The organism is Allokutzneria sp. NRRL B-24872 (genome assembly GCF_002155965.1).
Lineage (GTDB): Bacteria > Actinomycetota > Actinomycetes > Mycobacteriales > Pseudonocardiaceae > Allokutzneria.
In genome coordinates this window covers 93,958-114,356 of record NZ_MUMH01000064.1, presented here as the reverse complement: position 1 = coordinate 114,356, position 20,399 = coordinate 93,958, and the positions used below count along the sequence as shown (strand labels likewise).

Here is a 20,399-nt window from a genome sequence, read left to right as displayed (position 1 = left end):
CTGCATGGAAATGCATCATTCGGTGCGCAGGCCCTCCGGCCGCATCGCGCGGCGCAGTTGCGGCAGCGTCAGCAGCGTCGCCAGCAGCACCGCGATCGTGGCCGCCAGGCCCATCGTCGCGATCCCCGCCCAGTCGTAGTGCTGCGGCATCGGCGTGGTGTTCAGCACCAGCACCGCCAAGCCCAGGCCGCACACCAGCGCGCCCCCCGTCCCCAGGAGCACCGGCACGGCGTTCTGCCACAGCACCGACAGCGCGAGCGTCGAGTACGGCACTCCGGTCGCCGCCAGCACCGCGAACTGCCGCCTGCGCTGCCTGACGTGCTCGAAGGCCACCACCAGCAGCCCGCCCGCCGCGAGCCCGAGCGTCACGGCGGAGCTGACCGTGACGAGCTGCCGGATCGCCGCGTAGATCCGCTCGGAGTCGCTGGCCGTCGTCGCCCGCGTGGGCGCCATGAGCGGCCCCGTCAACCCGATCACGTTGCGAATCCCTTCCAGGGCAAGGGAATCCTGCTCGCCGAACCAGACGGACACCTGGTGCTGGAACTCCGGCACCACGCCCGCGAGGGCCGAGGGGGTGAGCAGCAGGCCGGGCCCGATCCACCTGAGGTGCGCGGCCGGCCGAGCGACGGGGTGGACGCCGGAGGGGAACCTCCAGGTCACCAGGGCCTCGCGCGCGGCATCGGAGTCCAGCGCGAACTCCGTGCCGACCGGCACCTCCACGTGCTCACCGGCGCGGTCGGGATAGGAGAACACGTCGCCGTCCGCGCAGTTCTCGATCGGCGTCAACTCGCGCAACGCGGGGCACGGCGCGACGATCAGCTCAAGGGAATCGAACTCCCGCAACGGTTTCCGCGGGTAAGCCACGTCGTAGGAGACAGCGCGCGCGACGCCCGGAACGGCGCGCAACCGCTCCGCGAGCGCTCGCGCCGATTCCGCGTCGGAGGTGGCCGTCCACGCCCGACCGCCGTCGCCCTGCGGCGTCATGTGCTCGTTCTGGTGCATCGGATCGATGGTCAGCAGCAGCGCTTGGACCGCGATGCCGCCCGCCAGCAACGCCGAGAACCCGCCGACGATCCGCCACGAGGCACCACCGTGCGCTTCCATCCGCCGCATCGCGAGCTGCCAGGACAGCGGTCCGGTCCGCGACCGGCCGACGCAGCGTTCGAGCAGCCACGGCAGCACCATCGGCAGCCCCACCAGGATCAGCACCACCCCGAGGACCACGAGCGCCGGGCGGGGCTCCGACGCCATGCCGCGGTGCTGCCCCGCGAGCAGCGCGACCCCGGCCAGCACCGGCAGCAGCCGCCACCACAGCCTGCGCGGGGCACGGCCTTCTCCCCTGCGGACGCCGAGCGGCTCGATCAGCGTGCTGCGCAAGGCGAACAGGGCCGCCAAGACGGCGATCACCGGGACCACCACGAAGATCACCAGCGTCAGCGGGGGCGACGGCCGGATGTCCCGCGCGAACACGCTCAGCCCGAACGGCGAGCCCCAGTCGAGGAGTTCCCTGCCGCCCAGGAAGAACCCCACTCCGGCGACGAGCCCGGCCAGCGCGCCGACGAGGGACTCCCCCGCGGCGATCCGCCTGACCTGACCGCTGCCCGCGCCGATCAGCCGAAGAGCGGCGAGCCTGCGGTCCCGCGCGGAGGCCGACAGCCGCGCGCTGCCCGCGACGAACACCACCACCGGCACGCACAGCACCACCAGGGCGATGACGGCCAGCAGCACCAGCAACGGGTTGATGTACAGATCCTCCGCCGGGACACCGACGACGTAGGACCCGACGGCCCCCTCAGGCAGCTCGGCCCGCTCGACGCCGATGTAGAAGTGCAGTTCCGACGGCCCGCTCAGCCCCTCGTCACCGATGAGGCCGATGACGCGCTGGGGGAACCTCGGGCGCAGCAGCTCGCCGTCCCGCCCGGCCAGGAAGTCGCGCAGCGCGGGTGAGAACACGATCTCGCCCGGCTTCGGCAGCGCCTCGACTCCGGGCATCCTCGGCGGGTTCGGCCCGTCCGCGAAGAGCATCGCCCCGCCGAAGCGCCGCCCGGCGAACTCCGTGCTGACGTAGGAGCTGTGCAGCGGACTGACACCGGGAACCGGTCGGGTCGCTTCGCCGGAGGAGCTGATCAGGCGGTCATAGGTGCGCTGTTCGTGGGAGCTCAGCACGGAGTTCGCGGAAGCGACGGTGAGCAGTGCCGCGACGCCGAGCCCGATGCCAACCGTGATCCACACCAGGCGCACCAGCGCGCCTCTGCCGCCCGCGACCGCGAGCCGCACCCCGAGCGCGAAGTCAGCGAACCACTGGCCGCGCCTGCCCAAGTTCACGCGACGAGCTCGGTGTCCTGCGTGCGCCCGTCCCGAACGACGACCTCGCGGTCCGCGTAGGCGGCAACTCTCGGCTCGTGCGTGACGATCACGACCGCGGCGCGGGTCTGCTTGGCCGCGTCGAAGAGCAACCGCAGCACGCGCTCGCCGTTCAGCGAGTCCAGTGCCCCGGTGGGTTCGTCCGCGAAGAGCACCTTCGGCCTGGTGGCCAGCGCTCGCGCCACGGCGGCGCGCTGCCCCTGCCCTCCGGAAACCTCCTCGGGCCGTTTGGCCGCGATGTCGCCGACCTCCAGCTGGTCCAGCCACTGCGCCGCCACGCGCTCCGCTTCGGCCCGGCGCGTCCCGCCGAGGCGCAACGGCAACGCCACGTTCTCCAGGAAGGTCAGTTCGGGAACGAGCTGCCCGAACTGGAAGACGAACCCGAAGTCGTTGCGGCGCAGAGCACTTCGGTCACCGTCGGACATCTCCGACAGGTCCTCGCCCCGATAGGTCACCGCGCCCGCGTCCGGCTTGAGGATGCCCGCGAGGCAGTGCAGCAACGTGGACTTGCCGGAACCGGACGGCCCCATGACCGCGACCAGTTCCCCCGCGCGCACCGACAGGCTCGCGTCGACCAGCGCGGTCGTCTTCCCGAAGGACTTCGCGAGGCCCTTCGCCACCAGCAGCTCCGTCACGCTCCGGCCTCCCGCAGCTCGTCCAGCCGCGCCGCGGTCAGCTCCAGCCAGCGCAGATCGGCTTCGAGGTGGAACAGGGCGTGGTCGCACACCAACTGCTCGGCGAGGTCCCCGCCGTCCTTGCGCCTGGTCAGCGCGCGCATGAGCCGCAGGTGCTCCGCGCGCTGCGCGTCCAGGACGCCCTGCGCGCTCCTGCCGGACATCAACGCGAGAACCACCTTGGCGTACAAGGTGTTCTGCAGGTACAGCTCGGGTTTCTCCGGGGTGCCCAGCCACGCGTCGACGTCGGTGACCCCCGCGTCGGTGATCGCGTAGCGCTTGCGCTCCGGCCCTCCGCCCGCCTCGGTGCCGTCCACCTGCACGAGTCCGTTGCGCAGCAGGCGGGACAGGGTCGAGTAGACCTGGCCGTAGTGCAGTGGGCGATCGTGCCCGAACCGCTCGTCGTAGGCGCGCTTCAGGTCGTAGCCGTGCCGTGGACCTTTCTCCAACAAGCCCAGCAACGTGTGCCCCACTGACATGGGTCGGACTGTACACCGAGTGTATAGCCGGGGATGTCGATTTCTTGATGTGGTCCTCGCCCCGCCGTGCAACGCGCCACGGGAGTCGCCCGTATCCGGTTGAGAAGCAGTCGAAACCTGGGAGCGCGAAGTGCAGAAAGCCGTCGGACTGGTCGCCGCTGGCGCCCTCGTCGGTGTGATGATCACCGCGCTCGGCACGATGTCCATCGGCCCGGGCACAGAGGCCGGAACAGGACAAACGCGCACTCAAGTGGACAGCAGGGCCGCCCGCGCAATGCCTCCGGAGCCGCCTCCGGCAATCACCTACGTGCCACCGGAGGACGGGGCGAGTGCCCCCAAGGGCGAGAAGGAGGGCAAGACCACCAAGGGCACCTGCTCCGCCGATCCGAGCTACCACGACAAGGACACCAAGGGCATGACGTCCTCGGCTGCCCAGGCGTGGACCAAGGCGAAGGAGGAGGCCACTTCCAAGGGCGTCGCGCTGTGCGCGCACGAGGCGAAACGCTCTGTCGCGCAGCAGAAAGCGGAGTTCGAGGAGGCGTTGGAGCGCTACGGTGGCGACCGAGCGCTGACCGAGCGGTACGTGTTACCGCCCGCTAAATCTTTGCATGTGAGCGGGCTCGCAGTGGACGTGCAGCCCCGTGCGTCGGCAGCATGGTTGGAGCGCACCGCTGGAGCATTAGGCTGGTGCCGCCGTTATGCCAACGAACCGTGGCATTTCGAGTACGACAAGGACTACGCCTCTTCGGGCTGTCCGGCTCTGAAGCCGCATCCGTGAGGCGCCGGTGCATACCGTCCGCACTGACATCAGTGCCCCCCGACGTGTGGACGGTGTGACTGGGTCGCCCGGGTCAGCGCATGCCGGGCGGCCCAGTGCACCAGCTCACGTCACCGGGTTCACGTCACCAGGCAGAACGGGTGCCCCGCCGGATCGGCGTAGACCCGGAACCCGCGCTCCGGCGAATCGACGCCGAGCGGCTTCGCCCCCACCGAGACGACGCGGTCGTGCTCCGCGTCGATGTCGTCGACCTTGATGTCCAGGTGCAGCATCTGCGGCCGCTCCCCCTCCGGCCAGGTCGGCGCGCGGAACCCCGGATCGCGCTGGAACGAGACCGTCGCCCCGTCCGGGCCGGTCACCGAGGCCCACCTGTCGTCGCCCTCGACCCCGTTCCACCCGAGCAGGTCGTTGTAGAACGCCGCGAGCGCCAGCGGCTCCGGGCAGTCCAGCACGACCGTCTCCAGTCGCAGGGCGCGCTTCTCAGCCATGACCACTCCTCCAGCACATAACCACTGTTACGTGAACGACAGTTAGTAACCAGTGTCGGCAGTATGGTGGTCAGCCGGGCGGGTCGCAACCGTTCCCGGTCGTAGAGTGGGGCTGGTGACCGCCTGGAACACCGACCACGACGTGGACCTCCTGCTCGCGTTCCTGAATACCCGCGACGAGGAGAAGCACACGGACGTCCTCGACGACGTCGAGCAGTGGCGGCTCTGGGCGCACTCCCATGACATCCGCGAACCCGGCCGCCCCGCCGACGTCCGGCCGCTGCGCGACGCCCTCCGCGAGGCCGTCGCGGGCCGCGCGCACGCCCCCGACATCACCGTCGACCTGCGCGCCGAACTGCGCTCCGGCGTCCCCGTGCTCGCCCCCACCACCGCCGCGGGCCTCTTCATGGCCGCCGCGCTCCGCCTCACCGTCCTCGGCGACTGGGACCGCCTCAAGATCTGCCCGGCGCACACCTGCCAGTGGGCCTTCTACGACCGCTCCCGCAACCGCTCGCGCTCCTGGTGCTCCATGCGCGTCTGCGGCAACCGCGAAAAAGCCCGCACCTTCCGCGAGCGCACCAGAACCTGACCCCCTCAAGCGGGACTACGCGAGGACGGCCCGCCGCTCCGCTTCAGTGAAGGGCTTGAAGCGCCGCTCCTGGTCGGGGTCGTTCTCTCCCGGGACTCGAACCCATCCACCCCGCTCCTCATCGCGCTCCCAGGTCTCCGAGAGCCCTGCCCTGAGCGACGCCGCGTCCTCGGCCACGTTGTCAGCCATCTCCGGATTGAGCAGGAGCACCGCGCGGCCGTTCCAGTGGCTGACCACGCCCTCCACCCGGCTGAGGTCGAAGTCGTCATCGGCCTCAGCCATCGCCACGTGGAACTCGCGCTCGAACTCGGCGAGGGAATCGGCATCGCACGCCGCGAGCGCGCCAAACCTGTCCCCTCCCAGCGCTTTGGCAACGCGTTGCGATTGAGGAGCGCTCCATCGCACAAGTTGTTGCCGAAACGCGAAACGCGACTGCACGAGGGCAGTAAGAAGCCCCGACGTCGCGGGGGCAACGCGACGCCGGGGCTGTAAACCCGACCCGGCCGGGCGCGGTCGGTCGGAATCGGGTGGTTCTGGGAGGGGTGTCCGCGCGAGGCGGAGGGCCGGGGCCGGGCGGGCGCCCACGGGCTCATCGGCGGGGGAACCGACTTCCGGAAAGGGCTCAGGACAGTAAGCCTCCGGAGCGAACCCGCGGGCGCCGCGCCGGTCGGGAAGGGCGTCACGACCGTTGCACAGACGGTCGGCGCCGAAGCATGAGCAAGATCAACTCGAACTGCGCACACCCCAACCGCGCCAGCGGTCGCGGGGTCAGTCCGGCGAGGTGGCCGGGCGGCTCAGGAAACCGGCGACGGGCACGACGCCGTCGCCGTAGACGACGCCGGTCACCGAGAGGACCGGCGTCGGGGGCAGCAGCGCTGGCAGACCGGCGGAGCCGCGCTGCGGGCCGCCCTCGCTCAGGCCGTTGCCGCTCGTGGGCGAGGTCCCGGTCTGCACCGGGTTCGGCTTGGTGTCCTCGTGCGGCAGCGTGGGGACGCCGTCCTTCTTGGCATCCCCGGCACCGCCGAGGGAAAGGCTGGAACGCGCGGACGCGGGACGAGCGCTCGCGTGGTGGGCGTGCCGCACCGGGGTGCTCGCCTCGTCGGCAGGAGCCTGCGCGGGCGGCTCGTCCGGAGCGGGCAGCGTCACGGGGGCGGGCCAGGGCAGCGGCTTGGGCCGCTCGGCCGAGACCTCGCCGGAGGAGTGGTTGCCCAGCGGCGGCCGCTCCGGGCCGGCCGGGAGCAGGTTGGGCAGCTCGGGGTCGGGCTCGGGCAGCGGCCGGGTCAGCCCGGCGCTGGGGTCCTCACCGGGCTCCGGGGCCGGCGGCGTGAGCCGCAGGCGAAGCAGGTCCCTGATCGCCTCGCGCAGCTCGGAGTGGTCAGCGGCGGGCTCGCTGCGCACAGCAGCGGCGGGGGCCGGGGACTCGGAGCGCTCGACGGCCTTCGCGGCCCGCAGGCGCGCGGCGGAGCCGGAGTGCGACGTGGCGGGGTGCGACGTGGCGGTGGCGGTCGGTTCGACGAGGACGCCGGCCGGCGTCGCGGCATCCGCCGGTCGCTGGCCCTGCTCCAAGACGACCGACGGGCTCAGAACATCGACACGGGCCGGCGCCTCGTCGGCGGTAGCGGTGGTGGCCACGGCCAGCCAAGCGGTCGCAGCAAGACCACCAGTGACGGCCAGCCGTACGGCAACAGCGCGCAGCCTCTCTCCCCAGCTGCGCACCGTTCCGGTGCTGGACACCGTCACCACCACCCGCCGATCACCAAAGACGTAACACGCTCGGGAACCGCTGCGATTGACATGTTTGTTCCACCCGGCGCCGTTGGCGAGCCTACCCGCAATTAACCACCCGGAAAGGCTGCTCGGTGCTCCACTCGTGGACGGGGCGCTGGCCTGCGATGACGGTGCGTGGCGCCACTCGGTCGAGTGAGCCGGGTCCGCACGCGTGAGGTGACCCCGCGACCTGGCTTTCCACCGCACCCCCGCGCCCGCCCGATGCCCGGCCTCGCACGGAGAGTGACGAAGGTCGATCTTTCGGGTTTCACCGCACGACCTGGCTTTTCCTGAGCGGTTCAGGCACTGACCGGTCTCCCCGGCAGCGCCACCGGGCCCGTTTTGCCCGATCGAGCCGTGATCTTCGGCTCGGCCTTGGGCCATTGGGTGCGCGGAGCGCTCCGCCGGGCGTGTCGCGCCCACCCGATCCGGCGAGTGGTGGAGCCGCAGCATGTTACTGGCGAGTCACATAGCTCGGCACCACCGACGACCGCGCGAAGGGGAACGTTGTGGACGGAGCAGTGGACGGAGAAGGAGACACAGCCGAGACCACGGGGGAACTGGTCGCGGGAGCCAGAGCGGGCGAAGAGCCCGCGTGGCGCGCGCTGGTCGCCCGCTACGAGCGCCTGGTGCTGGCAACGGCGCGGTCGCACCGGCTGAGCAGTTCCGATGTCGCGGACGTGGCGCAGGCGACGTGGCTGCGGCTCGCGGAACGGCTGGACACGGTGCGCGATCCCGAGCGCCTGCCCGGCTGGCTGGCGACCACGGCCCGCCGCGAATCCCTGCGGCTGCTCGCCGAGCGCCGCAGGGAAACGCCGTGCGAGCCGCCGTTGCTGGACCGGCCGGTTCCCGGCGAGGGACCGGAGGAGCAGCTGCTCAGCGCGGCCGCGCGGCGGGAGCTGTGGCGGGCGTTCGCGGACCTGCCGCCGAGGTGCCAGCGCGTGCTGTGGGTGCTGGCGTTCCACCCGGAGATCAGCTACGCCCAGCTCGCGCGGGAGCTGGGCGTAGCGGAGAGCAGCATCGGGCCGATGCGCCTGCGGTGCCTGCACGCGTTGCGGCGCAAGCTCTCGAAGACGCGACGCTGATCAGGAGGCGAGCTTGTGCAGGCGGCGCACGGCCTCGTCCAGCACCTCGTCGCGCTTGCTGAAGGCGAAGCGAACGAGGTGCCGCCAGTTCTCCTGGTTGTCCGTGAAGACCTGGACGGGCACGGCGGCGACGCCGATGCGCTCCGGGAGGGCGCGGCACAGCTCGTAGCCGTCCTCGAAGCCGAGCGGGCGCACGTCTGCGCAGACGAAGTAGGTGCCCTCGCTGGCGCGCACGCCGAAGCCCGCCTCCGCGAGTCCCGTGGAGAGCCGGTTCCGCTTGTCCTGCAAGGCGAGGCGCTGCTCCTCGACCCAGTCCAGCTCGGTGCGCAGCGCGTGCGCGACAGCGGGCTGGAACGGGCCGCTGCCGACGAAGGTGAGGAACTGCTTTGCGGCGCGGGCGGCCGCGACCAGCTCGGCGGGTCCGCAGATCCAGCCGACCTTCCAGCCGGTGGCGCTGAAGGTCTTGCCGGAACTGGAGATCGTCAGCGTGCGCTCGGCCATCCCCGGGAGCGTCGCGAGCGGGGTGTGCTGCCTGCCGTCGAAGAGCAGGTGCTCGTAGACCTCGTCGGTGATCGCGACGACGTCGTGCTCCTGGCACAGGCGAGCGATCTCGGCCAGCTCGTCGGCGGTGTAGACGGTTCCGGTCGGGTTGTGCGGGGTGTTGACCAGGATCGCCTTGGTGCGCGGGCCCATCGCCGCGCGCAGCCCGTCCAGGTCCAGCGCGAACCGGTCTCCGTCCGGCACCAGGGAGACGACCTTGCGCTCAGCTCCGGCGAGCGCGACGGAGGCGGCGTAGGAGTCGTAGTACGGCTCGACCAGCACGACCTCGTCGCCCGGCTCGACGAGGCCCAGCAGCGCGGAGGCGATCGCCTCGGTCGCGCCCACGGTGACCAGGACCTCGGTGTCCGGGTCGTAGGACGTGCCGTAGCGGGTGCGGTGCTCGGCGATGGCGGTGCGCAGCTCGGGCATTCCGGGGCCGGGCGGGTACTGGTTCACCCCGTTCGCGATGGCGGCCCGCGCCGCTTCGAGCATCGACGCCGGACCGTCGGTGTCCGGGAAGCCCTGGCCCAGGTTGACCGCGCTGGTGCGCTGGGCGAGTGCGGTCATCTCGGCGAAGATCGTCGAGGTGAACGGCTGGAGCCGGGAGACGAGAGCACGATTAGCCACGGCCACGATCCTGCTCGTTCGGCATCCCTGGGCCAAGCACGGGTAAGAATCGGGGGGTGACGACCCTGACTCCCCGAGAGCACGAGAAGCTCCGCGACCTCCGCCGGATGAAGGTGGTGGCGCTGTGCTTCCTGCTCGGCGCGACGCTGATCTTCGCGGTGACGCGCTGGCAGGAGTCGCTCGGCGCGCCCGGCTGGGTCGGCTACGTCCGCGCGGCGGCGGAGGCCGGGATGGTCGGCGCGCTCGCCGACTGGTTCGCCGTGACCGCGCTGTTCCGCCGCCCGCTCGGGCTGCCGATCCCGCACACGGCGATCATCCCGACCCGCAAGGACGACCTCGGCCGCAACCTCGGCGCCTTCGTCGAGTCGAACTTCCTCTCCGAGGACGTGGTGCGGGACAAGCTGCGGCGCGTCGGCTTCGCCGCCCGGCTCGGCGAGTGGCTGTCCCAGCCGGAGCACGCCGACCGGGTGACCGAGGAGGCCGCGACGATCGTGCGCGGCGCGGTGGCGGTGCTGCGCGACGAGGACGTGCAGGCGGTGCTGGAGCAGGCCGTCGTGCGCAAGCTCACCGACCGCGCGTGGGGACCGCCGCTGGGCAGGCTGCTCGGCCAGCTCTTCGCCGACGGCACCCACCACCGGCTGGTCGACCTGCTCTGCGACCGCGCGCACGAGTGGGTCCGCGACCACCCCGACGCGGTGTCCAAGCTGGTCAGCGACCGCGCGCCGAGCTGGTCGCCGAAGTTCATGGACAGCATGCTCGCGGAGCGGGTGAACAAGGAGCTGCTGAAGTTCACCGCGAAGGTGCAGGCCGATCCGGAACACCCGATGCGCCAGGCGATCGACCGCTTCCTCACCGAGTTCGCCGACGACCTGCAGAACGATCCGGCCACCATGGCCCGAGCCGAGCAGGTCAAGCAGCAGGTGCTCGCGCACCCGGACGCGCAGCGGCTCACCGGCTCCGCGTGGGGCGCGGCGAAGAAGATGATCCTGGCCGCGGCCGAGGACCCCTCCAGCGAGCTGCGCCAGCGGATGCACGACGGGCTGCTCAAGCTCGGCGACCGGCTGGTGTCCGATCCCGCGCTGCGCGCCAAGGCCGAGGGCTGGCTCGAAGGCGCGGCGATGTACGTGGTGATCAACTATCGGAACGAGATCGGCGGCCTGATCACCGAGACCGTGCAGCGCTGGGACGCCGAGGAGGCCTCGCGCAAGATCGAGCTCCAGGTCGGCCGCGACCTCCAGTTCATCCGGATCAACGGGACCGTGGTCGGCGCGCTCGCCGGGCTGCTGATCCACACGGTGAGCCAGATCCTGTTGTAGCTCAAGCGATCCCGTGTCCCGGCGGCGCCGGGTCGGCCAGGCCGCTCCACGCGGCTCCGATGCGGCGCACGGCTTCGGCGAGCTGGTCATCCGGCAGCGTGTACGGCAGCCGCATCCACTGCTCCAACCCGCCGTGCGCGGCGAACCGGGAGCCCGGGACGGCCTGCACCGAGTGCCTTCCGGCGGCCATGGCGAGCTGCGTGCTCAAGGGCTTTCCCAAGTCGCACCACAGGTTCAGTCCACCGGGTGGCCGATTCACCGTCCACTCTGGACAGTGCTCGGCGAGCAGTTCCACCATGAGATCCCTGCGGCGCGCGAACTCCTCGCGGCGCGGCGCCAGGATCGCCTCGCCGTCGGCCAGCAGCTCAGCGAGCACCAGCTGCTCGAAAACCGGCGAGCCCAGGTCCATCGACGGCCGCGACTCGCCGAGCCGGTGCACCAGCTCCGCGGGCGCGCGCAGCCACCCCATCCGCAGGCCGCCCCAGTACGCCTTGCTCGCCGATCCGGCCAGGATCACCCAGTCCTCGGCGAAGGCGGCCAGGGGCTGTGGCGCGTCGACCGGATCGCCCTCCAGGTCCAGCTCGACCAGGGTCTCGTCCACCACGGTCAGCGTCCTCGCCCTGCGCAGCGCGTGCGCCAGCCGCTCCCGGTCCGGCGCGGACATCCGCAGGCCCGTGGGGTTCTGGAAGTCCACGACGAAGTAGGCCAGCCGCGGCGCCGCCTGGCGCAGCGTCGCCTCCACGCTGTCCAGGTCCCAGCCGTCCTGGCCGAGTGGCACGGCGACGGGCAGCGCGTGCGCCGCGCGGATGCCGTCGAGGGCGGTCGGGTAGGTCGGGTTGTCCACCAGCACCCGCTGCCCCGGCCCGACGTGCAGCCGCAGCGCCAGCGTCAGCGCGTGCTGCGCCCCGTTGGTGATCATGACCTGGTCCGGCCTCGTCGGCAGCCCGCGCTCGGTGTAGCGGCGCGCGATCAGCTCGCGCGGCTCCGGCAGGCCGAAGGACTGGTAGCCGTGGCTGTTGAGCAGTTCCGGCAGGCGCAACCTCGCCCGGTCGACGGCCGCCGCCAGCCCCGGCGGCGCGAACGGGGACGCGTGCGCCATGTCGATGACCGCAGACGGCGGGTAGAGCGACCAGCCGGTCCGGTCCGGCTCCTTGCCCGGCACCGAGATCCACGAGCCCGCGCCGCGCCTGCTCGCGACCATGCCGTGTTCGCGCAGCGAGTCCATGGCCGTGGTGACCATCGTGCGGCTGACGCCCAGTGCCTCGGCCAGTTCGCGCTCCGCGGGCAGGCGGGTGCCCACCGGCAGGCGCCCGTCCAGGAAGAGCACGCGCAGCGCGGCGGCGAGGTCCACGGCGGCTCCCCTGCCGTCCGGGCGCCGCCACGAGCCGAGGAAGGAGGCCAGACGCGGCCCGGAGATCCGGCTTCCCGCAGGCAGAGCGGAGGTCATGCGGCCAATTTTTCAGGATTGGCCCTCGAAGTAAAGGCCAATCAGTCCAGAGGATGAGGGCATGGCCGCTGTGAACCTGAGTCCGCTCCCCCTCTCCGACCGACCGCTCCGGCGCTTCACCCAGCTCTTCGTCGGCCTCGCGCTGTACGGGGCGAGCATGGGGCTGATGGTGCGCGCGGGCATGGGGCTCGACCCGTGGGACGTGCTGCACGAGGGCCTGACCAACCGGATCGGCCTGAGCTTCGGCACGATCACCGCGTTAACCGGGGCCGTGGTGCTGCTGGCCTGGTTACCCCTCCGGCAGATGCCGGGCATCGGCACCGTGGCCAACGTGGTGGTGATCGCACTCGCGGTGGACGCCACCCTGGCCCTGCTGCCCGAACTGCACGGCCTGCCGCTGCAGATCTTCGCGATGCTGGCCAGCGTCGTGATCAACGGCTTCGCCTGCGCGGTCTACATCGGCGCCCGGCTCGGTCCCGGCCCGCGCGACGGCCTGATGACCGGCATCACCGCGCGCACCGGCTGGTCGATCCGCCTGGTGCGGACCGGGATCGAGTTGAGCGTGCTCGCGCTCGGCTGGCTGCTCGGCGGAACGGTCGGCATCGGCACCGTGGTCTACGCGCTGGCGATGGGACCCGTCGTACAGGCCTTTCTGCCATCCGTGGCATTGCGTGCGCCCACCCGGGTGCAAACGCCGTCGTAGATCTTCTTTGTCGGTCCGGACCTCTACTGTCGGGAGCGTGCCGCTGATCGACATGGCAGAGCGCGCTGGCGTCCGCATCGACGGCGGCGTCCGCGCCAACGAGGACCAGATCGTCGTCCTGCCCCACGCCGTCGTCCTGCTCGACGGTGCCACCACGCTGCAACCGCGCGCCCGCTCCGGCGGGTGGTACGCCGAGTGCCTCGGCGACTACCTGCGCCGCGGGCTGAACAAGGACCCCGAGGCCGACCTCGCCGAGGTGCTGGAGACGGCGATCGGCACCATGGCCGAGGACTACGAGCTCAAGCCCGGGAGTTCCCCGTCCAGCACCGTCGCCATCGTGCGCTGGACCGACGACCACGTCGACGCGCTCGTGCTCGCCGACAGCCCCGTCGTCGCGTTCACCATCGGCGACGTGCACGTCGTCAACGACACGCGCCTGGCCAACCTGCCCCGGCCGAGCAGCAGCCACCGCGAACACCTGCGCGAGGGCGGCGGCTACGGCGAGGAACACCTCGAACTGCTGCGCTCCTCGGCCGCCGAGGTCGGCGCGTGGCGCAACCGCGATGGCGGCTTCTGGGTGGCCGAGGCCGACCCCGCCGCCGCCCGCCAGGCCATCCGCGCCGGCTGGCCCCGTGACCAGGTGCAGAGCGTCGTCATGGCCAGCGACGGCGTCTCCTGCGGCGTCGACGACTACGGCCTGTTCGCCGACTGGACCGCCCTGCTCGACCAAGCCTCCGACGAGGGCCTGCACGCCGTGCTCGACGCCGTCCGCAAGGCCGAGTCCTCCGACCCCGACGGCAAGCGCTGGCCCCGCCCCAAGCTCCACGACGACCAGGCCCTTGTCCTCATCCACTTCGACGACGACTGGCTCCCCGACTTCCTCCGCTGACCCGGCCCGGCTCGTCCGGAGGACAAACGTACGTCGATGTAACTTACGTCGACGTACGTTTGGCGAGCACGAGGTCGCGAAGCTCCGCCGGGGTCAACCAGCGTTTTCCCCGATGGATCATGCGATGGCAGTTCGAGCAGAGAACGACTAGGTCACTCAGCTTGCTGCGCACCGCGCCCGAAACGTGCAGCGGGACGGCGTGGTGGCACTCCGCGAACCTGGCACCCCGCTCGCCGTAGACCTTCTCGAAGTCGAAGCCGCAGACCTCGCACTGCAAGCAGTTCTCCTGCTTCAGCACCGAGTCGATCTTCTTGTTCCGCAGCGCCCGGTTGCGTTCTCGCCTGAGATGACGCCGCCGCAGCAAGCGTCCTTCATCGGCTTCGTCGTCGTCCTCATCATCGGGGAGTTCAGGAAGCCCGTCGAACTCGCCGTTCTCCACACCGCGGATGATGCTGCAGGCAAGCTCGTCCATCTCCTCTGGGCGGTCGAGGAAGTCCTGCAGGACCTCTCTGTCCAGCCGGTTGCCGTTGGTTGCTTTTCCCTTGTAGCCAGGGAGACGGGTCGCAAGATCGGCCGTCTTTCGTTTGACTCCGTTGAGATTGCGGTACTTCGGCCCCGCACTTCGGGCGGGTGCGCGCCGAGGTTTTGCAGAGTCCGGGACAGCTCGACGACTCGGCTGTCATCGGTGCTCAGGGCCTTCCAACCGTTGTCCTTCACCGCCTTGCAGGCGAGGATGATCTCTTCCCTGGTCCAAGCAGGGCCTCGTACTTCCCGTACGGAGAACCCGAGGCTGTTCAGGATCTGCGCCGCCAACGCGTCAGAAACGGGCTTGTCGGCCTCGATGGGCGATCCGCCCAGCACGTGACCGTAGGCAGCACCCAAGATGCTGGCCGCGTCGTACTCCCTGCTGCCGCGCTTCAGCAGGTACCAGAGGTTCTCGCGGTAGCCGTACCGCTCCAGGAACGCTTCCTTGCCAAGACGGTCGAACTCGTCGAGTGCCGCGATGACGGCGTCTGCGGTGAGGTCAGGGGAGCCCACGAAGAAAGACTATTTGCTTCAGCAACGCCACTAGAAGAGCCCCGCACCCGACTCTGCGGCAAACGACAGAAGCCCCAGCCGAATCGGCTGGGGCTTCTTCTCGCAGTTCATGTGTGGTGGCCAGGGGCGGGGTCGAACCGCCGACCTACCGCTTTTCAGGCGGTCGCTCGTACCAACTGAGCTACCTGGCCTTGCTCCCAGCGAACTGGAAGCTTGGCGACCCAGACGGGACTCGAACCCGCGACCTTCGCCGTGACAGGGCGACGCGCTAACCAACTGCGCCACTGGGCCTAGTGGCATTTCTTACTACTGTAGTGCAGTGCCCCCAACGGGATTCGAACCCGCGCTGCCGCCTTGAAAGGGCGGAGTCCTAGGCCGCTAGACGATGGGGACCAGGCCAGTTCGGTGACCAACCCGACCTTGCCTCCCGGCTGTCCGTTGGGAGTACCGAAAGCATAGGGCAGAGGGTCCAGCAAATACAAAACGGGGGTCCACAAGACTTCTGACCTGCGGAAATGCCTTGCGTGGACGAGGAGGGTGGGGGCATGCGGGAGTTCCCTCTGCGCGGCCGGGCCGCGTTGGTGACCGGGGTCAGCAGGCGGGCCGGGATCGCGTTTGCCGTGGCAGAGCGGCTGGCGAGCCTGGGGGCGGACGTGCTCGCCCAGTCGTGGGAGGCGCACGACGCGGAGCAGCCGTGGGGCGCGGACCCACATGGTGTGATCTACGTCATCGAGGAGCTGAGGCGGGGACTGCCCTCGGGAGCGGGGCGGATCGAGCACGTGGAGGCCGACTTCGCGGAGCCGGGAGCGCCCGCGGCGGTGGTGGACGCGACGGTGGCGGCCTTCGGGGCGATCGACGTGGTGGTGGCGGCGCACGCGCGCAGCAGCGGGCAGAGCCTGGCGGAGCTGACGGCGGCGGAGCTGGACCTGACCCACGCGGTGAACGTCCGAGGATCGATGTTGCTGGCGCAGCGCTACGACGCGGTGCGCGACCACGACAGGCCGGGCGGGCGGATCGTGCTGTTCACCTCGGGGCAGCACAGCGGCGCGATGCCGGGCGAGCTGCCCTACGTGGCCTCAAAGGGCGCGCTGCACCAGGTGACGAAGAGCCTGGCGGGTGCGCTCGCGGCCAAAGGGGTGACGGTGAACTGCGTGGACCCGGGCCCGGTGGACACCGGGTACGCCGACCACGCGCTGCGGGAGCACGTGGCCAGGCGAATGCCCATGGGGCGGTGGGGTCGACCGGAGGACACGGCGGACCTCATCGAGTGGTTGTCCTCGGACGGCAGCGCCTGGATGACCGGGCAGACCCTCGTCAGCGACGGCGGCTGGAGTCTGCGGATCTGACCGTTCTGAGGGGCCGAAAGGGTGAACGGCGAACACGGCAAGTAATGCTCGCGACGCGGCGCGCGGCCGATCCCCACCGCTTTGGCCTATTGCGGTCACGAATTGCGACCGAGTGATGACAATTGTCTGCGATTGCCGCAAAAGCAGCACGCAGGTATCTTTTGCGAAAGCCCCGAAAGACGCACAACGATCAACCGGGTCTTCAGGTGGAGCGGATGCGCCCGGGGGGTGCGCGTCTCGGGGGAGCCGCACCGAGCGGGACGAGTGACACGGGAGCGTCCCGCGAACGGGAGTGAGGTGGGGCGCGCAGGCCCAAGCCGCCGCCCCACCTCACTTCCTCAGGTCATCCGGATCGCCGACAGCCCAGGTCAGCGCTGCACCGGGGGCACACCGTCCTCTCCTGGAACCAGGCCGAGCATGTCCAGCAGGGTCCGGCAGTCCTCTGCTCCTAAAGCGCCGCGGGCGACCGCGACCCTGGCCCTGTGCACCTGCTCGTCCGAGATCCGTGAGGGGTCGCCATTGCGCGGCATGGGCACTCCGCCCGCCTGCCTGCCGACCGACTCACCCTGTTCCCACAAGAACTTTTTGACTTCGAGCGACCCGTACATCGCGCCTCCCCGACTTGGGCTTCCGGCGCAGGTTATCTACCGCTAGAACCGACCGCAGCCCCCCGCAGAGTGATTCAGTCAAAACCCTGGGTAACCATACGATCGTCGCCCGGTTTCGATTCAGCGACCGCGCCCCGGGCACGCCCGCCCGCCGGGGCCGCGCGAGACTGGGGCGCCAGGCCGAGCACACCCCAGGAGCAGCCGTGAGCGTGAGCACCACCACCACGACCCAGCAGTACGTGGTCACCGGCATGACGTGCGGACACTGCGTCGCCTCGGTCACCGAGGAGCTGTCCGAGGTCCCCGGCGTGACCGGCGTCGAGGTCGAGCTGAGCTCCGGCACGGTGACCGTGACCAGCAGCCGCCCGCTCACCGACGACGAGGTCGCCGCCGCGGTCGCGGAGGCCGGGTACGCGGTCGCGAGCGGTTCATGACGAACCGGGCGAACCCGGCACTGGTGCTCACCGCGCTCGCGGTGGCGCTGGTCGCCCTCGTGGGCGCGGGGCTGGCCCTCGGGAAGGTCGACACCCAGCCGAGCAAGGCCGAAACGCACGCGGGCCAGCAGGGCGGGAAGTGATCTTGATTCGTTGATAAGCGCCGTTCAGGCGGGGTGCTTTGAAAGAATTTGACCAAAAATGTTGAATTCCACCCCTGTTGAGCGAACTGTGCGCGTGCAACAATCGGGCGTGCTGACACCCCCCGGTCAGCGCCTGTGGAGATCCCCTCCGGCCCCCGCGTTCCTCCCCCTGGCGCGGGGGCCTCTCCACGCGTGGGGCAAGATCAGGCGGAGCGCCTGCCCGTGACACACGTCACGGAGTACTCCGGTGTGAGACCCACCGGCTACCCTCTTCGGCGTGCTTGGACGACTGAAATCTTCGACTGGACGCCATCGCCCGCCGGTGCGGCAATCGGAGGAGTTCGCTCCTGACAAGGAGATGGACTCCTACCTCGCCGCACTGGCACCTGAATCCGATGTCGAGACGACCGCCTCGGGGCGCCGTTTCGGCAACGCGCAGGTCCTCCAGCTGCGCCTGCAGCTCATGGCCAACGAGCAGCTGCGCGAGCTCGCCGAGATGCGGCAGACCTCGCCGACCGCGCTGGCCCAGGAGTGGGTCATGCAGCGCCTCGAGTGGGAAGCCCGCCAGAACAACCTGGTGTGAGCCGCACTCCCCCCGTTCTCCCCGTGCACGGACTCAGATCGCGATCCGCGTGACGAAGTCGTCGAGCAGGCGCAGGCTCTCCTCGCGCCCGGCGACGGGCAGGCTGAGGAGCAGCCGGTCCGCCCCCGCTTCGGCGAAACCGTCGATGACCCGCTGATCGGGTCCGTGCACGTAGGCCGTCACCGACGGCATCGGCTTGCCCGCCTCCTCGGCGGCGCGACGCAGCTCCACCACCCGCTCGGCGACCTTCTCCGGGCCGAAGGGCGGTGGGGCGATCCAGCCTTCCGCGTGGTCGACGATCCGCTCGACCAGCGTCGGCCCCCAGCCACCGAGCAGGACCGGCGGGTGCGGCGCGCGCACCGGCTTCGGCCAGGAGCGCATGGGCCCGAAGTCCACGTGCTCGCCGTGGAACTCGGCGACCTCGTTGGTCCAGATCTCCTTCACGGCGAGCACGCGTTCGCGCAGCACCCGCGTGCGCACGCGGGGGTCGACGCCGTGGTTGGCGATCTCCGGGCGGTTCCAGCCGGCCCCGACGCCCAGCTCGACGCGACCGCCGGAGAGGTGGTCGATGCTGGCCACCTCCTTCGCCAGCACGATCGGGTCCCGTTGGACGAGCAGCGCGATCGCCGTGCCCAGCACCAGGCGCTCGGTGACCGCGGCCGCCGTCGCGAGGACGACGAACGGGTCGAGCGAGCGGCAGTAGCGGCGCGGAACCGGACCTCCGCCGGGGTACGGCGTGTGGTCGAGCGGCATGTGCGTGTGCTCCGGCACGAACAACGCGGAGAAACCGCGTTCCTCCAGTGCTCTGGCCAGCTCGGCGGGGTGGATGCCCTCATCGGTGACGAACGTGTAGGCGCCGAACTGCACGAAGCGTTTCTCCCCTGGTCAGCGGGGTGGCAGCACCCCGGCGTGGAAGGCTCGGGCCACGGCGTGGGCGCGGTCCCTGGCCTCCAGTTTGCGCAGTATCCGGCGGATGTGGGTCTTGACGGTCTCCTCGGTGACGCCGAGCCGGTTGCCGATCCGCTTGGCCGTCATGCCCTCGGCGATCAGGCCGAGCACTTCCTGTTCGCGGCGGGAGAGCAGGGTGCCGGAGTGCTTGGCGTGGCCGCTGTTCTTCAGCAGCGGGCTGATGCTGGGATCGATGTAGAAGCCGTTCTCCAGCGCGAGGCTGAGCGCGCTCGGCAGGCGGTTCGGGTCGATCTCGCGGGGGAGGAAACCGCGGGCACCGGCCTGGCGCGCGCGCTCGACCTCGCCCCCGCTGCGCGCGCTCTGCCGGAACAGCACCACCACGACCAACTCCGGGTGCAGGCCGCTGAGCAGGCGGCACAGGTGCGCTCCTGGATCGGCGTCGGCGTCGACGAGCAGGACGTTCGGCTTGGCGCTCTGGCAGAGGTTCACCGTGGCGGCGGTGGAGGCGGCGGCGCCGACCCACACGGTGCGCGGATCGCGGTGCAGCACCGCGGCGACGCCCTGCTGGAAGAGCGGAACGGAGTCCACGTGCGCGACGCGCACGAGCTGCTGCCCCGGGGTCGCCCTGGCGACGGGCACGTTGGCCCTGAGCGTCACCTGTTCCACTGCGTTCCCCTCTCGCCGCCAAGACCTCTCACGAGGTAAGAGCGCGCTGACGGGGACTCATCACGCGAAAACGGGGTGCTTCTTGTGTGAGCTATCCCCTGAAGGGGTGAGGTTTGCGGTCAGTGCTCGAGTCGGTCGGCCGAGCGCGGGCCCCTCGGGGCCAGGTTGCCGACCTCCAGCCGGGACTTCGCCGCGACGGACTTGGACTCGGCGGCGAAGCAGACCTGGTAGACCAGCAGGTGCCCGGCGTGCGCGGCCTGCTCGTCGCGGGAGAGGTAGTGCCGACAGGCCGCGTTGTCCTGCTTGGCGGTCAGCCCGCCCTTGCGCGCGAGCTTCGCGGCGATCTTGGACTGGCCGTGCGGAAGCAGCCGCTTGGCCTCGGATTCGGGCTGGCCGACCACGACGGCGTCGTAGGTGGCCTTGGTGATCGCCATGTTCTCGGACTCGCGGAACAGCCAGCACGCGCCGATCGCCACCGCGACCACCAGCAGCAGGACCCCACCGGCCGCGACGTTGAGCACCGTCTTGGCGCGCCTGCTCATCCGCTGCGGCTGCGGCTTCGGTAAGTGGTCTTCGGTCGAGGCCATTCGTGAGTCCCGCTTCGTCGGGCCTGGAGCGGCGACCGCGCCAGGGAGTTCGCAGGATATTCACGCGCGGCACCGGTTGGACAGCGATTGCCGGTGATTGGCGGAGTTCCCGGTGAGTCAGGCGGCGCTCGGCAGGTGCGTCGAGCGGGTGGGCAGGGCTGCCGGAGCGGCGGCGTTCCTGGTGCGCTCGGCCAGAACGGGCACGGCGGCGGGGGCGGGAGCGCGGTCCTCGGCCTGGGCGTGGTCGTTCATGTGGTCCGACACGGCCATCAGGACGAGAACGACGAGGCCCGCCGCGATTCCGATCCAGATCATGGTGACCATCTCCTGCTCCTCCGG

The 20,399-nt window shown here is 70.6% G+C and carries 24 protein-coding genes and 3 tRNA genes; 10 read left to right on the top strand and 17 right to left on the bottom strand.

Annotated elements, in window-relative coordinates:
- Nucleotides 1-15 precede the first annotated feature (15 nt).
- Genes CCN37_RS17760 through CCN37_RS17750 form a run of 3 tightly spaced genes read right to left on the bottom strand, consistent with a single transcriptional unit; the run spans nucleotide 16 to nucleotide 3,517 of the window.
- Nucleotides 16-2,325, bottom strand: coding sequence for an ABC transporter permease (locus CCN37_RS17760; protein ID WP_086821908.1), 2,310 nt, complete (start codon nucleotides 2,323-2,325; stop codon nucleotides 16-18).
- On the bottom strand, nucleotides 2,322-2,999 hold the full coding sequence (locus CCN37_RS17755) for an ABC transporter ATP-binding protein (protein ID WP_086821907.1): 678 nt from the start codon (nucleotides 2,997-2,999) through the stop codon (nucleotides 2,322-2,324). The genes CCN37_RS17760 and CCN37_RS17755 overlap by 4 nt, the downstream gene beginning before the upstream one ends.
- Nucleotides 2,996-3,517: a PadR family transcriptional regulator gene (locus CCN37_RS17750; protein ID WP_086821904.1), complete on the bottom strand. Its 522-nt coding sequence runs from the start codon at nucleotides 3,515-3,517 to the stop codon at nucleotides 2,996-2,998. The genes CCN37_RS17755 and CCN37_RS17750 overlap by 4 nt, the downstream gene beginning before the upstream one ends.
- A gap of 130 nt (nucleotides 3,518-3,647) precedes the next feature.
- Between CCN37_RS17750 and CCN37_RS17745 the strand changes: the two genes are divergently transcribed.
- Nucleotides 3,648-4,295, top strand: a complete 648-nt coding sequence (locus CCN37_RS17745) for a D-alanyl-D-alanine carboxypeptidase family protein (RefSeq protein ID WP_246843109.1) — start codon at nucleotides 3,648-3,650, stop codon at nucleotides 4,293-4,295.
- A 119-nt stretch (nucleotides 4,296-4,414) separates the two neighbouring features.
- Here the strand turns inward: CCN37_RS17745 and CCN37_RS17740 are convergent, their stop codons facing one another.
- Nucleotides 4,415-4,783, bottom strand: coding sequence for a VOC family protein (locus CCN37_RS17740; protein WP_086821901.1), 369 nt, complete (start codon nucleotides 4,781-4,783; stop codon nucleotides 4,415-4,417).
- A 115-nt stretch (nucleotides 4,784-4,898) separates the two neighbouring features.
- Here CCN37_RS17740 and CCN37_RS17735 point away from each other — a divergent pair, with 115 nt between their 5' ends.
- The gene (locus tag CCN37_RS17735) at nucleotides 4,899-5,372 is read left to right on the top strand and encodes a CGNR zinc finger domain-containing protein (protein ID WP_246843108.1); all 474 of its coding nucleotides are present in this window, start codon (nucleotides 4,899-4,901) and stop codon (nucleotides 5,370-5,372) included.
- 15 nt (nucleotides 5,373-5,387) lie between these two features.
- Here the strand turns inward: CCN37_RS17735 and CCN37_RS17730 are convergent, their stop codons facing one another.
- Complete coding sequence (locus CCN37_RS17730; RefSeq protein ID WP_256388052.1) at nucleotides 5,388-5,777, bottom strand: DUF6247 family protein; 390 nt, start codon at nucleotides 5,775-5,777, stop codon at nucleotides 5,388-5,390.
- Between the two features lie 363 nt (nucleotides 5,778-6,140).
- Complete coding sequence (locus tag CCN37_RS17725) at nucleotides 6,141-7,106, bottom strand: hypothetical protein (RefSeq protein WP_143261661.1); 966 nt, start codon at nucleotides 7,104-7,106, stop codon at nucleotides 6,141-6,143.
- Between the two features lie 542 nt (nucleotides 7,107-7,648).
- Between CCN37_RS17725 and CCN37_RS17720 the strand changes: the two genes are divergently transcribed.
- On the top strand, nucleotides 7,649-8,224 hold the full coding sequence (locus CCN37_RS17720) for an RNA polymerase sigma factor (protein WP_210408091.1): 576 nt from the start codon (nucleotides 7,649-7,651) through the stop codon (nucleotides 8,222-8,224).
- Here CCN37_RS17720 and CCN37_RS17715 read toward each other — a convergent pair whose 3' ends face one another.
- Nucleotides 8,225-9,391, bottom strand: a complete 1,167-nt coding sequence (locus tag CCN37_RS17715; RefSeq protein ID WP_086822117.1) for a pyridoxal phosphate-dependent aminotransferase — start codon at nucleotides 9,389-9,391, stop codon at nucleotides 8,225-8,227.
- 107 nt (nucleotides 9,392-9,498) lie between these two features.
- On the opposite strand from CCN37_RS17715, the gene CCN37_RS17710 reads away from it, so the two are divergent.
- Entirely contained in the window at nucleotides 9,499-10,707 is a 1,209-nt protein-coding gene (locus CCN37_RS17710; protein ID WP_086821894.1) for a DUF445 domain-containing protein, read from the top strand.
- Between the two features lies 1 nt (nucleotide 10,708).
- Here CCN37_RS17710 and CCN37_RS17705 read toward each other — a convergent pair whose 3' ends face one another.
- A complete protein-coding gene (locus CCN37_RS17705) occupies nucleotides 10,709-12,154 on the bottom strand; it encodes a PLP-dependent aminotransferase family protein (RefSeq protein ID WP_168200717.1) in 1,446 nt (481 codons plus the stop codon).
- Nucleotides 12,155-12,215: 61 nt separating this feature from the next.
- On the opposite strand from CCN37_RS17705, the gene CCN37_RS39965 reads away from it, so the two are divergent.
- Together CCN37_RS39965 and CCN37_RS17695 are read left to right on the top strand one after the other, a co-directional pair.
- On the top strand, nucleotides 12,216-12,857 hold the full coding sequence (locus CCN37_RS39965; RefSeq protein WP_168200716.1) for a YitT family protein: 642 nt from the start codon (nucleotides 12,216-12,218) through the stop codon (nucleotides 12,855-12,857).
- A 37-nt stretch (nucleotides 12,858-12,894) separates the two neighbouring features.
- A complete protein-coding gene (locus CCN37_RS17695; protein ID WP_210408090.1) occupies nucleotides 12,895-13,746 on the top strand; it encodes a protein phosphatase 2C domain-containing protein in 852 nt (283 codons plus the stop codon).
- A 43-nt stretch (nucleotides 13,747-13,789) separates the two neighbouring features.
- Here CCN37_RS17695 and CCN37_RS40910 read toward each other — a convergent pair whose 3' ends face one another.
- From CCN37_RS40910 to CCN37_RS17675, 4 genes are all read right to left on the bottom strand, one after another.
- Nucleotides 13,790-14,218, bottom strand: a complete 429-nt coding sequence (locus tag CCN37_RS40910; RefSeq protein WP_210408089.1) for an HNH endonuclease — start codon at nucleotides 14,216-14,218, stop codon at nucleotides 13,790-13,792.
- 680 nt (nucleotides 14,219-14,898) lie between these two features.
- Nucleotides 14,899-14,975 (bottom strand) — tRNA-Phe (locus CCN37_RS17685).
- Between the two features lie 23 nt (nucleotides 14,976-14,998).
- A tRNA-Asp gene (locus CCN37_RS17680) sits at nucleotides 14,999-15,075 on the bottom strand.
- Between the two features lie 29 nt (nucleotides 15,076-15,104).
- Nucleotides 15,105-15,177: transfer RNA gene (locus tag CCN37_RS17675), tRNA-Glu, on the bottom strand.
- 152 nt (nucleotides 15,178-15,329) lie between these two features.
- On the opposite strand from CCN37_RS17675, the gene CCN37_RS17670 reads away from it, so the two are divergent.
- Nucleotides 15,330-16,130: an SDR family oxidoreductase gene (locus tag CCN37_RS17670; RefSeq protein ID WP_086821892.1), complete on the top strand. Its 801-nt coding sequence runs from the start codon at nucleotides 15,330-15,332 to the stop codon at nucleotides 16,128-16,130.
- Nucleotides 16,131-16,498: 368 nt separating this feature from the next.
- On the opposite strand, the gene CCN37_RS17665 is transcribed toward CCN37_RS17670, so the two are convergent.
- Nucleotides 16,499-16,660, bottom strand: a complete 162-nt coding sequence (locus tag CCN37_RS17665; RefSeq protein WP_371504419.1) for a hypothetical protein — start codon at nucleotides 16,658-16,660, stop codon at nucleotides 16,499-16,501.
- A 329-nt stretch (nucleotides 16,661-16,989) separates the two neighbouring features.
- On the opposite strand from CCN37_RS17665, the gene CCN37_RS17660 reads away from it, so the two are divergent.
- From CCN37_RS17660 to CCN37_RS17655, 3 genes are all read left to right on the top strand, one after another.
- Nucleotides 16,990-17,172, top strand: a complete 183-nt coding sequence (locus CCN37_RS17660; RefSeq protein WP_086822108.1) for a heavy-metal-associated domain-containing protein — start codon at nucleotides 16,990-16,992, stop codon at nucleotides 17,170-17,172.
- Nucleotides 17,169-17,315, top strand: a complete 147-nt coding sequence (locus CCN37_RS39960) for a hypothetical protein (RefSeq protein ID WP_168200715.1) — start codon at nucleotides 17,169-17,171, stop codon at nucleotides 17,313-17,315. The genes CCN37_RS17660 and CCN37_RS39960 overlap by 4 nt, the downstream gene beginning before the upstream one ends.
- 322 nt (nucleotides 17,316-17,637) lie before the next feature.
- Nucleotides 17,638-17,898 (top strand): hypothetical protein, encoded by a 261-nt coding sequence (locus tag CCN37_RS17655; RefSeq protein WP_143261660.1) that lies wholly within the window; start codon nucleotides 17,638-17,640, stop codon nucleotides 17,896-17,898.
- A gap of 33 nt (nucleotides 17,899-17,931) precedes the next feature.
- Here CCN37_RS17655 and CCN37_RS17650 read toward each other — a convergent pair whose 3' ends face one another.
- The 4 genes from CCN37_RS17650 to CCN37_RS17635 form a co-directional block, all read right to left on the bottom strand.
- A complete protein-coding gene (locus CCN37_RS17650; RefSeq protein WP_086821890.1) occupies nucleotides 17,932-18,765 on the bottom strand; it encodes an LLM class F420-dependent oxidoreductase in 834 nt (277 codons plus the stop codon).
- 18 nt (nucleotides 18,766-18,783) lie between these two features.
- The gene (locus CCN37_RS17645; RefSeq protein WP_086821888.1) at nucleotides 18,784-19,473 is read right to left on the bottom strand and encodes a response regulator transcription factor; all 690 of its coding nucleotides are present in this window, start codon (nucleotides 19,471-19,473) and stop codon (nucleotides 18,784-18,786) included.
- Between the two features lie 119 nt (nucleotides 19,474-19,592).
- Nucleotides 19,593-20,060, bottom strand: coding sequence for a hypothetical protein (locus CCN37_RS17640; RefSeq protein ID WP_086821886.1), 468 nt, complete (start codon nucleotides 20,058-20,060; stop codon nucleotides 19,593-19,595).
- A 117-nt stretch (nucleotides 20,061-20,177) separates the two neighbouring features.
- On the bottom strand, nucleotides 20,178-20,384 hold the full coding sequence (locus tag CCN37_RS17635) for a hypothetical protein (RefSeq protein WP_086821884.1): 207 nt from the start codon (nucleotides 20,382-20,384) through the stop codon (nucleotides 20,178-20,180).
- Nucleotides 20,385-20,399 lie beyond the last annotated feature (15 nt).

What these genes read in the sequence shown, in the direction of transcription:
- CCN37_RS17705 (WP_168200717.1), bottom strand. Translation starts at nt 12,154, where the DNA reads ATGACCTCCGCTCTGCCTGCGGGAAGCCGGATCTCCGGGCCGCGTCTG.
- CCN37_RS39960 (WP_168200715.1), top strand. Translation starts at nt 17,169, where the DNA reads ATGACGAACCGGGCGAACCCGGCACTGGTGCTCACCGCGCTCGCGGTG.
- CCN37_RS17750 (WP_086821904.1), bottom strand. Translation starts at nt 3,517, where the DNA reads ATGTCAGTGGGGCACACGTTGCTGGGCTTGTTGGAGAAAGGTCCACGG.
- CCN37_RS17665 (WP_371504419.1), bottom strand. Translation starts at nt 16,660, where the DNA reads ATGCCGCGCAATGGCGACCCCTCACGGATCTCGGACGAGCAGGTGCAC.
- CCN37_RS17670 (WP_086821892.1), top strand. Translation starts at nt 15,330, where the DNA reads ATGCGGGAGTTCCCTCTGCGCGGCCGGGCCGCGTTGGTGACCGGGGTC.
- CCN37_RS40910 (WP_210408089.1), bottom strand. Translation starts at nt 14,218, where the DNA reads ATGGACGAGCTTGCCTGCAGCATCATCCGCGGTGTGGAGAACGGCGAG.
- CCN37_RS17660 (WP_086822108.1), top strand. Translation starts at nt 16,990, where the DNA reads ATGACGTGCGGACACTGCGTCGCCTCGGTCACCGAGGAGCTGTCCGAG.
- CCN37_RS17710 (WP_086821894.1), top strand. Translation starts at nt 9,499, where the DNA reads ATGAAGGTGGTGGCGCTGTGCTTCCTGCTCGGCGCGACGCTGATCTTC.
- CCN37_RS39965 (WP_168200716.1), top strand. Translation starts at nt 12,216, where the DNA reads ATGGCCGCTGTGAACCTGAGTCCGCTCCCCCTCTCCGACCGACCGCTC.
- CCN37_RS17635 (WP_086821884.1), bottom strand. Translation starts at nt 20,384, where the DNA reads ATGGTCACCATGATCTGGATCGGAATCGCGGCGGGCCTCGTCGTTCTC.
- CCN37_RS17740 (WP_086821901.1), bottom strand. Translation starts at nt 4,783, where the DNA reads ATGGCTGAGAAGCGCGCCCTGCGACTGGAGACGGTCGTGCTGGACTGC.
- CCN37_RS17640 (WP_086821886.1), bottom strand. Translation starts at nt 20,060, where the DNA reads ATGGCCTCGACCGAAGACCACTTACCGAAGCCGCAGCCGCAGCGGATG.